The following is a 14,449-nucleotide window of genomic DNA, read 5'->3' as shown; positions in this document are numbered from 1 at the left end:
TTAGTATTTATTCTTCGATTCGCTTTTCAAATATAAGTTCACTGTAATTCGGATTTTTTTCTGAATAATAAACCCTAAATTTATCTCCGATTTTTATAAGTTCTCTTTTAATTGTCAATTTCTGATTTTCGGTATATTTTTCTTCTTTTACTTGGAATTCATACTTTATAAAAAAACCTCTTTGAAATCTCTCCTCAATTTTAATTATAGTTCCAATTGTATTTTTTGAGTTTTTCAATTCGTTTTTTTCTGTGAAACTATTCCAAATTCCAAAACTAATTAAAGAAAGAATTAATATGGTTAAAATCCATAACTGAAATTTAGAATTTTTTTCCTTTTTCTTCAAATTTCCTTTATTTTTTGAGTCGAGTGATAAATGTCTAGTCCTGAAATATGGCTACAGGTTAAAATTGAATTAAGCTGATAATTTATATACCATATTTATATACCATATTTGGTGTTTTATAGTCTAAAGATAAGTGTAATCTTATTTCGTTGTATAAATTAATTGCATTTTTTGCGGCTCTCTTAGCGTGAGCCACGTTATCAAAGGTTTGGTCGAGATAAAATTCATCTTTCAATATACCATTTACACGTTCAGCCATGGCATTTTCGTAACAATGATTTTCTTCGGTCATACTAATATCTATCTTTTTTCTTTTTAATATTTGTGTGTATACATTGCTACAATACTGTATTCCTCTGTCCGAATGATGAATAAGTTGTTTAATTTTTTTAGCTTGATAAATTGCCTTATTAAGTGCTCTGACACATCCTTTTAGTTCTAAGCTGTCACTAAGATCATACCCAACTATTTTTCTAGAATGCATATCTGTTATTAAAGCCAGGTAACAAAACCCTTTTACGGTTCTAATGTATGTGATATCAGATACCCAAACCTGGTTAGCTCGGTAACTTCTAAGTCTTTTATGATGTTATTATACTTATAAAAACGATGATAAGAGTTAGTAGTTCTAGCACTTGTTTTCTTTCTAAGTGTTAGCATTTGGTGTTTTCTAAGGACATTAAATAAAGTATCTCTACCAACTTTAATATTTACTTTATTAAAATCTATATCTAAAGATTTAATAAGCTTACGCACACCCTCTCTAGGAAGAGATTTGCGTCTTTTTCTAACAATATTTATAATCTGTTGTTCTAGTATTAAACGTTTATCAGCTCTAGATTTGTATTTATAATACGCATCACGTTTAAGCCCAAAACAATGGGTTATAGTCGTTAAAGACGCAAATCTCTTAGATTTTTCTTTAGCTTTTATTAAGGCTTTATACTTAACTTTTTTTAGTTCAGCAATAGACTTAAAACCAAGATCTTCTGCTGCTACTTCTAAATAAGATTCTTCTACCATAGCATCGAGATCCTTTTTAAGTAGTAGTTTTTTAAGCTGTTCAATCTCTTTTTGAAGCCCTTTAATTCTAGATATTTCGTCTTTTGTTTCCACTTTTACTCTGGTGTTCATTAAGTCTTTACGATTATACTTTTTAATCCACACATTTACTGTTGTAGGTGCAATTGAGTAGAGTTTACAAAGTTCGCTTTTTGTGTGTTTCCCGATTGTAAGTTCGGCTAAAATTTTTAATTTAAAAGGTTCACTGTAACGTCTAATTACTTTGTCATTTCTGTACATAATGTTTAAAATTATGTAGCCTTATTTCAGGACGGGTCAAAATTACTTACAACGTTGTTGTATATGGTTTGTTGCGTGTTTCAAGCAACTAATTTAGTAAATAATTACCGACCAAGAAAGTCCGCGAGGACTTTCGTAAGTAGGCTAGAACTAGCAATAAATTATATACGGTGTTACCACACGTTTTTTTATTCAATTTTATTAATTTCCGAAATATATTTCAATCTTAAATTTTCAATTCGATTCGATAAATTTAATTTGGCATTTAATGATTCGATTTTCGTTTTGTCGTTTTTAAAAAACTTAATTTTTTGTTCGTGTTTTTTTGTCACATCATCACTTAATGCTTTTAACTTATCAAGAAATTTTGATTGTAATAATGATTCTTTTGTTGTTCTGTCAGATTCTCGATAATATAGGTCGAGTAAACTTTGGAAATTTTTAGTCCAATCTTCTTTGCTTAATTCTGAAATATTTTCGTCAAACTTTTCTATTTTAAACTCTCCAATTTGATAATTATCAGACCAAAAATCCAAGTTGTTATTTTCAGTTTTTTCTATGTCTAAATAATTGTTTAAATATTCAGCCAATTTAACTTTCAGTTCCGCTTTTTTTCAATTCCGATTAATTCAAGTTCAAACCTTTTGTATTTATTTGGTTCTAACTTTCTTGGATAACTTTCCATATTTGAAAGAACTAATTTTAAATCACTGCTGTTTTGCTCGTCAATAATTTCGAGTAAAATAAAATTTATATTTGTTCCTACGATGTTCATTTCAAATGTGTGGTAACGTTGTTGTATAAGCTTTGTTGCGTGGTTTAGGCAATGAATTTACTAAATAAAGCACGAACGGCGAAATTCCGAAGGAATTTCCCAAGTGAGCTAAAACTAGCAATAAAGTTTATACGGTGTTGTGTGTAGGCTTTTTTCATTCCGCTCAATTATTTTCAGTTTCAGCTATAAGTTTTGTTATTTTCGGTTGTAAAATCCAAACTCCAATTATTAAAAATAGAGTTAATATTAAATTCACTAAATAGTCAGAAAATTTCACTTCTCTTTTCAGTTCAATTATAGAAAGTGTTTTGCAAGAGAAAACTATTGTTTGAAATAATGCAAAAAACATATAAAGTGTAATCGGAATTAGTAAAATCGTTTGAGTGTTAAATTCCGCTTGAGTATTTTCAGTAGTTTGTTCAGGCGAAAGCAGAAATGAAATGATTAATAAAATCGGAAATAGAATTATATTAATTTTAAAAAGTTTAGTGTTCAAATTTGGAAGTTTTAGAGATTCCAATTTCTTTTGTCCATAAATTCCAATTGCATAAATCCAAATGAGAAAAGTAATTAGACCTATAAATCTAATAATTTCCTGTAAAGGACTTGGTGATGTCCAGGCAGCAGTCAGAACTATCAAAATAAATAGTTGCCAATGTTTAAATTTTAGGATTTTTTTCATTCGTTAGTTACGATTTTCAGCTTACACACAACGTTGTTGTATATTGTTTGTTGCGTGTTTCAAGCAACTAATTTAGTAAATAATTACGGACAAAGAAAGTCCGAGAGGACTTTCGAAAATAGGCAAGAATCTAGCAATAAATTATATACGGTGTTGCCATTAGTTTTTAGCTCCCAAGCCAATTTAGCAACATTTTAATAGGCGTTGTAAAAATCGCAAATACGAAATCCATTAAAAATCCAATTATTGGTAAAATCAAATATATCCACCACTTGTATTTGAATTTTGTTGATATTTTATTTGTTAGATTTTTCCATGCAATTATTATTTTCTCTTTGTAATAAAAGAGAATTAATAAATCAGCTAAAATCATTCCGCCAATTCTGATTGGAAGTGCAAATCCAAATACTCCAGTTGTAAAAGCAATATCAATTATTAAAATTTGGGTTAATACTGATAAAACTAATAAAGCTCCAATTAACAAAGTTCTGTTGAAAATGAGTAATATTCCACAAATAATTTCTAAAATTCCAGTTGAAATATTGAAAAATGTACTTCTTCCATATAGATGCCAAGCCACATAAAAACTATCAATATCTTTAATCGATTGTTCTAAAATAGATGAATCGTGAACTCCAAATTGGCTTAATGTTAATTTACTCCATCCATAACTAATCATATAGAAAACTAAATACCAGCGTAAAGCTAAAACTCCGAAGTCTATTATTTTCTCTTTTTTCAATTTCGTTCTGTTTTTTTTAAAATTAATGGCAACGTGTTTGTACAAGGTTAGTTGCGTAGTTTTGCTATAAATTTAATAAATAATTACTGACAAAGAAAATCCGCGAGGATTTTCGTAAGTGAGCAACAAGCAAGCAATTAATTTTGTACGGTGTTGGGTAACGTATTATTCATTCCTTTTTACTAATTCTTTCACAATTTTACAATTGTCAACTAAATAATTTGTCAAATCTTTCATAAACACCAAAGAACCTTCTTCAAATGATAAGTCATATATTTTCAACATTTTCTCTACATTTTTAGAAGCCTCAGAGATGATTATATTTGAAAGGTCTTTCTTACTGAAATTTTCAAACTTATTTTTTGATAAAATTTCACAAGCGTTAATTCCAATATTTTCAATGAGGTCTCTTTTTTCTTGTTTCTTTTTCTTTCCTTTTTATTCAATGATTTGTTAATATCTAAAGAAAGTTCAATAATTAAATTTTCTTTAAGATGATTTAATTCTTCCTCATTAGGTTTTGTGTTTTTATAATATATTTCTAAAGCGCGACAAGTTTCAAATGCGGTAATTTTATTCAAATTATTTTTAATTCCAATAGTAGAAATTACCTTGACAATTTCTTTGGGTTTTAATTTTTCATTTAAATTAGAAACGAGTACTATTCCTTTGCTAAATTCAAAAGTTTCTTTAGTATATAATTTTTGAGAAGAAATTATTTTATATGAAACTGTATTCTGTAATTCAACTTCTGTTTCAATTTCATCAAATTCATTCACACAGTTAAATTCAGTTTTATTCTGTGTAAGAATTCCTGAAGAATAAATTAAAAATAATATAGCTAGCAATTTTTTCATAAATTTCCTTTCATATGTTACCCAACGTTGTTGTATAAGATTAGTTGCGTGTTTTAAGCACTAAAGTTAGCAAATAAAGCACAGATAGAAAGTCCGCGAGGACTTTCGTAAGTAGGCTATAACCAGCAATTAATTTTATACGGTGTTGCCAGTAGTATTTTTAATATACTCGATATCCAACTAATTTCATTTTTCCTTCAAAATTCTGAAAATTGAAAGATTCATATTTCTCACGATTATTTTTTTGCCAATATCGATATTCTATTATATCTGTTAATTCGTTTGAGGAATCATTGAATTTAACTAACGCTTTATTAAGGTATTCACGTTGCTTATTTTCAAATCCTAATTCCTTTATTTGTCCTAGAAAACTCAAAAACTGTTCGTAAGTAAACTCTTTGGTTACATTAGAATGCAAGTTTTTATAAAATTCAGAATAGTTTTCGTTATTCAACATTTCAATTAATTCCTCAACTTTTTTAGTTGATTCCAAAATTAATGTTTTGTTTTTTTTCTGTTGCTTTTTTATTTCCTCAATCTGCTCAACAGTTACTTCACGGATTTTTTCCAAATTCTTTGGTTTGTCAAATTTCGGATATCTGAATTGTATTATTAGTTTGTTTACTTACGGTCTTGTATTCGAAAAGAATTTCAAATCTTTAGTGTCTTTTGGGTCAAATCCACTAATTTTTGTTTTTAAAAATTCATTCCAATTTTGATTGACAATATCTTTACTCAACTTGACATTATCTTCGTAATTCTCAAATATATCAATATGAGAAATTTTGTCAATTTCAATATTATTCACTTTGGTATTACAAGATGTAAAAATCAATGCGATGAATAAAAATTTTAGTAGGATGTTCGTTTTTTTCATATTACTGGCAACGTGTTTGTACAAGGTTAGTTGCGCGGTTAAGCAATAAATTTACTAAATAATTACTGACAAAGAAAATCCACGAGGATTTTCGTAAGTAGGCTAGAAGCAAGCAATTAATTTTGTACGGTGTTGGCAAATCGTTTTTTATCTTAATTTAATCATATTCACTCCATAATAACCATAAGTTCCTGAAGGAAGGTGTTTCATATATTTATGTAAAAATTTTTCAAAGTCAATTTTCTCGTGAATTAAATTCAGGATTTTTTGAGCTGTTTTCTGTTTTTCAGGAAAATCCTTGTTTTCCTTTCCTCCTGGATAAATAGCTTCGAAATTTAGTTTTCTATTTAATTTATTTGTTAAAATTAGGATATTAGTTCCATCACCATCTAAAGCACCAACACAATTATATTCTCTTGAAAAAACATTCCCACAACCTTTCAGCGTTTCAATATTTAGCATTTTAAAGTCATTCATTAATTTTTCAGTTAATAATTCAGGAATTGCAATCTTTTGAACAAAGTCTTTGGTTTTTCTTCCATATCTTGTTAAAACATTTATTAAACGTCCTTTATAGTTTCCTTCTTTAAATTCAATTAATTCTATTGTGTGAATTGAACTATATTCAACGCGATAAATCCTTTTATGTAAAATACTGTCAAATTCAGTTTTAAAGCTTTCTTTTTTATTATTCGTTTGTGAATTCAAAAAGCCAAAATTCAAAATAAAGATTAAAATCAGTAGTTTCTGTATTGTCCTGAAATAGGTTGACCTTTTTTTTGATGTTTAAAAGGTTAATAATTCCAGATTATTTTTATTTTTTCGATACGATTTATATTCAATATTTTGATTTATATGCACATGTTTAGGAGTGTATAAATCGAGACTTAGATGTGGTCTTAGGTTGTTGTAAATATAAACGGCTCTTTTAGTAATCTTTTGTGCTAATTTAGTGTTTTTTATTATTGTTTTCAAACCATATTCATATTTTAAAGTTCTATTAATTCTTTCCGCAATAGCATTTTCATAAGGGTCATGTTTTTCAGTCATACTCATTTTTAATCCATTTGATTCAGCAAAACCAGCGTAAGTTGGATTGCAATATTGTAAGCCTCTATCTGAGTGATGTATTAATTTTTGATTTGGGTATTTACGGTTTTTAAGCGCCATTTTTAAAGCATCTATACAAAGAGATGTTTTCATATGTGAATCTAGTTTATATCCCATTATTTGTTTAGAATAGGCATCTGTAACTAAAGCCAAATAACTATGTCCTTTTTGAGTTTTAATATAGGTTATGTCTGTTACCCAAAGTTGTTCAGCTCTTGTAGGGGTTTTATTAGTAATTAGGTTTTTGTATTTATAAAAATGATGATTAGAATTAGTGGTTGTATGATAGTTTTTAGTTCTAGAGATCAATAGTTTATGGTTTCTTAAGAATGTGTAAAACTTATCTCTCCCTATTTTAATTCCTTGTTTTTTGATGTCGTTTTTCAATTCATGATATAGTTTTTTAGCGCCTAATTTCTGTCCAATTTTGTCACGACATTTTTTAACTAATTGGATTAAAATACGTTCGTTGTTTTGCTTTATTTTGTATGATTTTAAGCGTTTATAAAAAGCTTGTTTAGTAATCCCAAAACATTGAGTTAACCATTTTCTTTTAAACGGTTTTGTTTCTTTTTCTGAATCTCTTCTGCTAATGTTTTGGGCAATGACTTTTTTGACATATCGACTCCAGTAATGATTTCCATGTCTGCAATTATATCTTGTTGGAAGTCTTTTACAAATTCCAGTTCCTCAATTTTTTCTTTGAGTTTTTTAATTTCGTCTTGTTTACTCATACCTAATTTCTTTTGATCTAAGGTACTATATTTTTTTATCCAGTACTGAATAGTTGCTCTAGAAATATCATATTTTTTAGCTGCATAATTTACAGAAATCCGTCCATTATGAATTTGGTCAATGATGAATAATTTGAGTTCGAAACCGACTTTATTGTAGTTCTTTTTTCGGCAGGGTTGTTTTGTTTTTGTGCTCATAGTTTAACTAAAGTTGTTTAATTTTTAGTCAACCTATTTCAGGATTTTACATTCTTCATAATGTTTGCCAACGTGTTTGTATATGGTTTGTTGCGTGGTTTAAGCACTAAATTAGCAAATAAAAACCGAATAGAAAATCCGCGAGGATTTTCGTAAGTAGGCTAGAACTAGCAATAAATTATATACGTTGTTGCCAGTAGTTTTTATTCCGTTTTATATTTTATTATCGCTTTATCTCCTCGAAAAAACGATTCTTTTTCTTTTTTGTCAAAAGTCAAATTCGATTCGTGAATTATTTCAAGATTGTTATTATCAATCCATTTGGCAGAAATGCTTTTACTTTCTCCTGTGTAATACATTATTCCAGCTCCACCACCGAACTCCATTCCATTATTCCGCTTGTATGGATATATTTTCCGTTTGTAAACTCTTCATTAACTCTAAATTCTTTTGTTCCGTCAATCGTTCTGATTTTAACGAGTTCGTTTGTTGTAAACTCAAATTTTGGTCTTACTCGTCTTTTTGCTTTTGGTTTTTCGGTTGAGATTAATTTTAGGAAATTCTCTAATTCCGATTTTCTGTCATTCAGAGTTTTTTTGTCTGCACCAAGTTCTTTCCATAAGTCCAAATCCGTTCCGTTTTCAATTATTTCTTTAACGGTTTTATAAATTTCAGGTTCTAAAGATTTTGTTTCCCATTGCGCTAATGCAAGTCCGAATAATGAATTATTTCTGTCGTCTGAATCTGAAAAATAATCTTCAAATTCCGCTTTGATTTCGTTCGAGACCCAAACTTGATTTCCTCCATTATTGTACTTATCGAAAAAGTTCGAATAAATGTCAAGTGTCGTATCGTTTCCTTTTATTTCTGTGTTCCAAACTCCCATTTAGTTCTGTTTCTCAAATTACTGGCAACGTTGTTGTATATGGTTTGTTGCGTGTTTCAAGCAACTAATTTAGTAAATAATTACCGACCAAGAAAGTCCGCGAGGACTTTCGTAAGTAGGCTAGAACTAGCAATAAATTATATACGGTGTTACCACACGTTTTTTTATTCAATTTTATTAATTTCCGAAATATATTTCAATCTTAAATTTTCAATTCGATTCGATAAATTTAATTTGGCATTTAATGATTCGATTTTCGTTTTGTCGTTTTTAAAAAACTTAATTTTTTGTTCGTGTTTTTTTGTCACATCATCACTTAATGCTTTTAACTTATCAAGAAATTTTGATTGTAATAATGATTCTTTTGTTGTTCTGTCAGATTCTCGATAATATAGGTCGAGTAAACTTTGGAAATTTTTAGTCCAATCTTCTTTGCTTAATTCTGAAATATTTTCGTCAAACTTTTCTATTTTAAACTCTCCAATTTGATAATTATCAGACCAAAAATCCAAGTTGTTATTTTCAGTTTTTTCTATGTCTAAATAATTGTTTAAATATTCAGCCAATTTAACTTTCAGTTCCGCTTTTTTTCAATTCCGATTAATTCAAGTTCAAACCTTTTGTATTTATTTGGTTCTAACTTTCTTGGATAACTTTCCATATTTGAAAGAACTAATTTTAAATCACTGCTGTTTTGCTCGTCAATAATTTCGAGTAAAATAAAATTTATATTTGTTCCTACGATGTTCATTTCAAATGTGTGGTAACGGTTTTGGCTATGGTTTCGTTACGGAATGGTACGCGAGTATCATTCCGCCGTAACCATAAATTTAGCAAAAAGGCTTGAAATTCCGATTAGGAATTTCAACCGTAATGAACTATAGCCGTTGTTGGCTACAGTTATTTTTCGATTACATATTTCGAGAATACATTTGCATAATGGTCATCAAAACTCAATTTTGTAATGTCTTCAAAATTATGCTTTGTATTTTTCTTGTCTAAAATTCCTTGAGCATTAAAATACCTTATTGAAATGGACTTTTTATTCACTCGTTTTAGTTGTCCAATGCAAAAATAATTTAGTTTCGGATGCTCACATTCCGATATAATTGTCAATTCCGTTGCTTTTATGTCATTCGCAATAGTATTCCAGCTAGTTAAGTCCACCTTGTATTTTGATGTAACTTTCTTTTTTAATCCTTCTTCCTTTAAAATCCGTTCGTATGTTTTGTCGTTTTTATTGTATCGAACGTGTTTAATTGTTTTAATAGGGATTATTTGATAGCCTAGAATTCTGAATTCGTCTGTTTCCTGAAGTAAAACAAAATCAGATGATTTGTCAAGAATAAATCCTGTTGTAATTCCTTCAAATCCTCCTCTTTTTCTAGTCAGTCTAACATAAAGATTTTCAGCTAAATGCTTTTCCAACTTTTCTATTACTTTTTCTCTTTTCACGATTCATGTATTGTCCTGAAATAGGTTGACCTTTTTTTGATGTTTAAAAGGTTAATAATTCCAGATTATTTTTATTTTTTCGATACGATTTATATTCAATATTTTGATTTATATGCACATGTTTAGGAGTGTATAAATCGAGACTTAGATGTGGTCTTAGGTTGTTGTAAATATAAACGGCTCTTTTAGTAATCTTTTGTGCTAATTTAGTGTTTTTTATTATTGTTTTCAAACCATATTCATATTTTAAAGTTCTATTAATTCTTTCCGCAATAGCATTTTCATAAGGGTCATGTTTTTCAGTCATACTCATTTTTAATCCATTTGATTCAGCAAAACCAGCGTAAGTTGGATTGCAATATTGTAAGCCTCTATCTGAGTGATGTATTAATTTTTGATTTGGGTATTTACGGTTTTTAAGCGCCATTTTTAAAGCATCTATACAAAGAGATGTTTTCATATGTGAATCTAGTTTATATCCCATTATTTGTTTAGAATAGGCATCTGTAACTAAAGCCAAATAACTATGTCCTTTTTGAGTTTTAATATAGGTTATGTCTGTTACCCAAAGTTGTTCAGCTCTTGTAGGGGTTTTATTAGTAATTAGGTTTTTGTATTTATAAAAATGATGATTAGAATTAGTGGTTGTATGATAGTTTTTAGTTCTAGAGATCAATAGTTTATGGTTTCTTAAGAATGTGTAAAACTTATCTCTCCCTATTTTAATTCCTTGTTTTTTGATGTCGTTTTTCAATTCATGATATAGTTTTTTAGCGCCTAATTTCTGTCCAATTTTGTCACGACATTTTTTAACTAATTGGATTAAAATACGTTCGTTGTTTTGCTTTATTTTGTATGATTTTAAGCGTTTATAAAAAGCTTGTTTAGTAATCCCAAAACATTGAGTTAACCATTTTCTTTTAAACGGTTTTGTTTCTTTTTCTGAATCTCTTCTGCTAATGTTTTGGGCAATGACTTTTTTGACATATCGACTCCAGTAATGATTTCCATGTCTGCAATTATATCTTGTTGGAAGTCTTTTACAAATTCCAGTTCCTCAATTTTTTCTTTGAGTTTTTTAATTTCGTCTTGTTTACTCATACCTAATTTCTTTTGATCTAAGGTACTATATTTTTTTATCCAGTACTGAATAGTTGCTCTAGAAATATCGTATTTTTTAGCTGCATAATTTACAGAAATCCGTCCATTATGAATTTGGTCAATGATGAATAATTTGAGTTCGAAACCGACTTTATTGTAGTTCTTTTTTCGGCAGGGTTGTTTTGTTTTTGTGCTCATAGTTTAACTAAAGTTGTTTAATTTTTAGTCAACCTATTTCAGGATTTTACATCAGTTTTAATTGTAGCCAACGGTTTTGTGTATGGTTAGTTGCGTGTTTCAGCAACTAATTTAGTAAACAAAAACGAACGCGAGAAAATTCCGAAGGAATTTTCCAAATAGGCAATTACCAAAGCAATTAATTATACACGTTGTTGTAAAACGTTTTTATTTAAATTTCAAATTCTCTTTTAATTCATTTCGGAATGTTTTCATATTTTTCTTCATAGTGTAATAAGGGAAAATCAATATCAATGCTGCTATTGGAACAAACAATATTAATGCAGGATATGCTTCTTTTATTATGATTACAGAAAATAATATCAAAAAGAATATTGGTCCAATTATTATCGCAAGTGTCGAGATTTCATCATATCCGAAAATTTTCAAGTTTAGTTTGGTTTTCTGATTTTCCACACTTATTATTCCTACAGCATTAGACGATTGAATATTCAGATTCATAAACTTTCTTTTTTTCTCAATGTAAATTTATTATCTTCTACTATTCCGCAAAATATTTTTTTGAGCGATATAATTCGTCTAATAAAATCGGTGTTTCTTCATCAACAATCAATTTAATTCTTTTCTGAAATTCTTTTGGTTCAATATCATATTCAAACACCAAGGAATCAATTAACTTTAATTTTTTAAATAGACTTTCCATTTTTTCCTCAAATGTTTTACAACGGTCTCGGCTATGAATAGTTGCGTGGGTTTGCGGTTAACTTTGCAAGTACGCACCAAACTGAAAATCCGCGAGGATTTTCAGAAGTAGGCGAGAACAAGCAATTACTTATAGCCATTGTTGTAAAGCGTTTTTATTCTTTTACTTTCTTAAATATTTTTTCCAAAGTTGGTTTGTATTTTGTGTACTTCCAATAGGATTCATTTCTCAGAATAGATTCAAGTAATAAATTATCTTTTTCTTTTCTGTATTTTTTCTTTTCTGATAAGCACAAGGAATGGTACATCAAAGTTTCTATGTATTTATTTATATAGTAATTTTTATAACTTTCTTTTGGTTTTCTTTTGTCGGTCGTTAATTTAAAATCCTTGAAGTTTAAGTCCGTAAACCTGTAATATTTAATTCCATTGTATTTAGGATACTTATTAATATAATTGAGAGCCTTTTTATAATTCGGTGGTTTAGGGACATTAATATAACCCCAAATCATTGTGCCAAAAGTTCTCATACTTGTTAAGAAAAATATTCCTTTTTCCGTATCATCAATGAGATTGTAGTCTCTTAAATTAAGATTAACTTCTGATAAATCAAATGGTTTGTTTTTATTTCCAATTGCAGAGAATAACATACCATAATAACAAGAAACTAATTCGTGATAATTTGTTTTCTCACTTTTAAGAGAATCAACAATCGCCATATTATCTTTAGCCTCAGCTTCGTGCATATTCCAATTTACACCTCGAATTATGTATAAGCTTTTTAAGGTAACTGAGTCTGGCTTAGTTAAAAATTCAGTTGTTAATAGTTTATTGTTTGAAGTAACAACTTCTGTTATAAATTTTTTAGCTGTTAATAGTTTTTTTGATGGAATTGATTTTATTTCTTCATAAACATTACTCGGTGGGTCACCTCTAAAATGAAAATTTTTGTATGTTTTTGCTAAATCTACTAAGCCTTTCTCATATTCATTATTCTGACTTAAAACATTTTGAGAAAATGCAATTACTAAAAAGTAGATGATTGTTTTTTTCATATGTAGTTTCGTTTCTTAAATGCTTTACAACGTGTTTGTATAAAGAAAGTTGCGATTTTGTGAACGGCTATTTTCCGAAGGAAAATTGATGTGAGCAAAAAAGCAACGAACTTTGGTAAAGCCTAAATTTAGCAATTTTTTTATACGGTGTTGTAAACAGTTTTTTATTCTAAAAGTTTATTTAAAGTTTCTTTTAATTTTTCAGAACTTAAGTTCTTTTCAATTACTTTGTAATTTGAATTCATTAAAAAATTCGTTGGATAAGAGGTTACTCCTAATTTATCATTAATTCTAAATTTGTCATCAATTAAAGATATCCATTCAATATTATCTTTATTTAAAGCATTCAACCACTGATTTTTGTTTTTATCTACTGAAATTCCTACAACTTGAAAATCCTCTTTATTAAATTTGGAATAATATTTCATAATTCCTTTGTTTTCCTTTCTACAAGGTGCACACCATGAAGCCCATAAATCTAACAAAATATATTTAGATTTTATATCATGAAGAGATACTTTTTTATTATTTCTATCGAGTAAATTGAAATTTTCTATTTTAGTGGAAATAGTCGTGTTATTTACAAATCTTTTTATCTTAATTCTTCCAATTTCTGCAATTTTACTGTTACGAATTTCAGGGTTTATTTTTTTAAATATTTCAATGTCTTCTTTTTGTGTGTATGGTTTTAAATTAAAAGCATAAGCACTAGAAAAAGAGTTTTTATGTGTTTCTATAAAATTATTTAATATTGAAGTTTTTTTAAGATTAATTTGTGTGTATTCAGAAAGTAAACTGTCTAAAATTTCTTTATCCTTTATTTCAGATAGTTTTATTTTAGAAAATTTGTTACTTCTAAACATTATTGGATTTAGTAAATTACTTAATTTATTTAATTCTTTATTTAATTTAGATTCAAATATTTTAGATTTATAAATAGAATCTGTAATTTCTATTTTCATTTTGCCTTTTTCTAAAAGGAACATCTTCATATCTTTTTTCTTTCCAAATTGTTTAGGAGTATTTGGTGAACCAAATTGAAAATATATTAAACTTGAAAGTTGATTTACTTCTTTAACTTTAGTAGCATGATTAGAAACATTATCAGTTAAAAAAGCTTTTAATGGATATTCATTTTCAACAACAGTAAACTCAAATTTCCCACTTGAAGAAACTGTGTCGATTTTTGTGAAAACTGAATCATTTTTTATGTATTTTAAATAAATAGGTTTGTTAAATAAATTTTGACTTGCTTTTCCAGCAATTAAAGTTCCTTTTAAAGTCTGTTTTTCTTTGTTTTTACAATTTACAAAATATACTATAATGACTAATAATAAAATAATTTTTTTCATAGTTATGTTTTTTGTAAAATTGTTTACAACGGCTCTGTATAAGCTTTGTTGCGGGTTTGTCAAGCTAAAAGTAAGTA

Annotated in this window: 21 protein-coding genes; all 21 read right to left on the bottom strand. The window is 28.0% G+C overall.

The window, feature by feature from the left end; genetic code table 11:
* Positions 1-7: 7 nt before the first annotated feature.
* Positions 8-238, bottom strand: a complete 231-nt coding sequence (locus ACZ1HD_RS13985) for a hypothetical protein (protein WP_261973281.1) — start codon at positions 236-238, stop codon at positions 8-10.
* Positions 239-428: 190 nt separating this feature from the next.
* Entirely contained in the window at positions 429-875 is a 447-nt protein-coding gene (locus tag ACZ1HD_RS13980; RefSeq protein ID WP_472689367.1) for a transposase, read from the bottom strand.
* A complete protein-coding gene (locus ACZ1HD_RS13975) occupies positions 863-1,648 on the bottom strand; it encodes a transposase (protein WP_472687789.1) in 786 nt (261 codons plus the stop codon). Before ACZ1HD_RS13975 ends, ACZ1HD_RS13980 begins: the two co-directional genes overlap by 13 nt.
* Positions 1,649-1,836: 188 nt before the next feature.
* Positions 1,837-2,238 carry a hypothetical protein gene (locus ACZ1HD_RS13970; RefSeq protein ID WP_472687782.1) on the bottom strand — a complete coding sequence of 134 codons (402 nt, stop codon included), beginning with the start codon at positions 2,236-2,238 and terminating at the stop codon, positions 1,837-1,839.
* Positions 2,239-2,586: 348 nt separating this feature from the next.
* Positions 2,587-3,105 (bottom strand): hypothetical protein, encoded by a 519-nt coding sequence (locus ACZ1HD_RS13965; RefSeq protein ID WP_340932540.1) that lies wholly within the window; start codon positions 3,103-3,105, stop codon positions 2,587-2,589.
* Between the two features lie 166 nt (positions 3,106-3,271).
* The gene (locus ACZ1HD_RS13960) at positions 3,272-3,847 is read right to left on the bottom strand and encodes a DoxX family membrane protein (protein ID WP_472687788.1); all 576 of its coding nucleotides are present in this window, start codon (positions 3,845-3,847) and stop codon (positions 3,272-3,274) included.
* Positions 3,848-4,164: 317 nt separating this feature from the next.
* Entirely contained in the window at positions 4,165-4,704 is a 540-nt protein-coding gene (locus tag ACZ1HD_RS13955) for a hypothetical protein (protein ID WP_472687787.1), read from the bottom strand.
* 160 nt (positions 4,705-4,864) lie between these two features.
* Entirely contained in the window at positions 4,865-5,275 is a 411-nt protein-coding gene (locus tag ACZ1HD_RS13950; RefSeq protein WP_472687786.1) for a hypothetical protein, read from the bottom strand.
* A 453-nt stretch (positions 5,276-5,728) separates the two neighbouring features.
* Positions 5,729-6,304, bottom strand: a complete 576-nt coding sequence (locus ACZ1HD_RS13945; RefSeq protein ID WP_472687785.1) for a hypothetical protein — start codon at positions 6,302-6,304, stop codon at positions 5,729-5,731.
* Positions 6,305-6,367: 63 nt separating this feature from the next.
* A complete protein-coding gene (locus tag ACZ1HD_RS13940) occupies positions 6,368-7,216 on the bottom strand; it encodes an IS3 family transposase (RefSeq protein ID WP_472689365.1) in 849 nt (282 codons plus the stop codon).
* 14 nt (positions 7,217-7,230) lie between these two features.
* A complete protein-coding gene (locus ACZ1HD_RS13935) occupies positions 7,231-7,623 on the bottom strand; it encodes a transposase (RefSeq protein WP_472687780.1) in 393 nt (130 codons plus the stop codon).
* A 203-nt stretch (positions 7,624-7,826) separates the two neighbouring features.
* Complete coding sequence (locus ACZ1HD_RS13930; RefSeq protein ID WP_472687784.1) at positions 7,827-8,009, bottom strand: hypothetical protein; 183 nt, start codon at positions 8,007-8,009, stop codon at positions 7,827-7,829.
* A complete protein-coding gene (locus ACZ1HD_RS13925) occupies positions 7,982-8,509 on the bottom strand; it encodes a hypothetical protein (RefSeq protein WP_472687783.1) in 528 nt (175 codons plus the stop codon). The genes ACZ1HD_RS13930 and ACZ1HD_RS13925 overlap by 28 nt, the downstream gene beginning before the upstream one ends.
* Before the next feature lie 164 nt (positions 8,510-8,673).
* Positions 8,674-9,075 carry a hypothetical protein gene (locus ACZ1HD_RS13920; RefSeq protein WP_472687782.1) on the bottom strand — a complete coding sequence of 134 codons (402 nt, stop codon included), beginning with the start codon at positions 9,073-9,075 and terminating at the stop codon, positions 8,674-8,676.
* A gap of 334 nt (positions 9,076-9,409) precedes the next feature.
* Positions 9,410-9,964, bottom strand: a complete 555-nt coding sequence (locus ACZ1HD_RS13915) for a hypothetical protein (RefSeq protein ID WP_472687781.1) — start codon at positions 9,962-9,964, stop codon at positions 9,410-9,412.
* Positions 9,965-10,007: 43 nt separating this feature from the next.
* Complete coding sequence (locus tag ACZ1HD_RS13910) at positions 10,008-10,856, bottom strand: IS3 family transposase (RefSeq protein WP_472689365.1); 849 nt, start codon at positions 10,854-10,856, stop codon at positions 10,008-10,010.
* Positions 10,857-10,870: 14 nt separating this feature from the next.
* The gene (locus ACZ1HD_RS13905) at positions 10,871-11,263 is read right to left on the bottom strand and encodes a transposase (RefSeq protein ID WP_472687780.1); all 393 of its coding nucleotides are present in this window, start codon (positions 11,261-11,263) and stop codon (positions 10,871-10,873) included.
* Between the two features lie 207 nt (positions 11,264-11,470).
* Complete coding sequence (locus ACZ1HD_RS13900; protein ID WP_472687779.1) at positions 11,471-11,719, bottom strand: hypothetical protein; 249 nt, start codon at positions 11,717-11,719, stop codon at positions 11,471-11,473.
* An 85-nt stretch (positions 11,720-11,804) separates the two neighbouring features.
* Positions 11,805-11,966, bottom strand: a complete 162-nt coding sequence (locus tag ACZ1HD_RS13895) for a hypothetical protein (protein ID WP_472687778.1) — start codon at positions 11,964-11,966, stop codon at positions 11,805-11,807.
* A 154-nt stretch (positions 11,967-12,120) separates the two neighbouring features.
* Positions 12,121-13,020, bottom strand: a complete 900-nt coding sequence (locus ACZ1HD_RS13890) for a hypothetical protein (RefSeq protein ID WP_472687777.1) — start codon at positions 13,018-13,020, stop codon at positions 12,121-12,123.
* Between the two features lie 164 nt (positions 13,021-13,184).
* Positions 13,185-14,372 (bottom strand): TlpA family protein disulfide reductase, encoded by a 1,188-nt coding sequence (locus ACZ1HD_RS13885; RefSeq protein ID WP_472687776.1) that lies wholly within the window; start codon positions 14,370-14,372, stop codon positions 13,185-13,187.
* Positions 14,373-14,449: the final 77 nt, after the last annotated feature.

The sequence above is a fragment of the Polaribacter sp. HA6-7 genome (assembly GCF_055693625.1).
The sequence above is the reverse complement of the archived record's forward strand: the minus strand, read 5'-3'. Positions and strand labels throughout refer to the sequence as shown.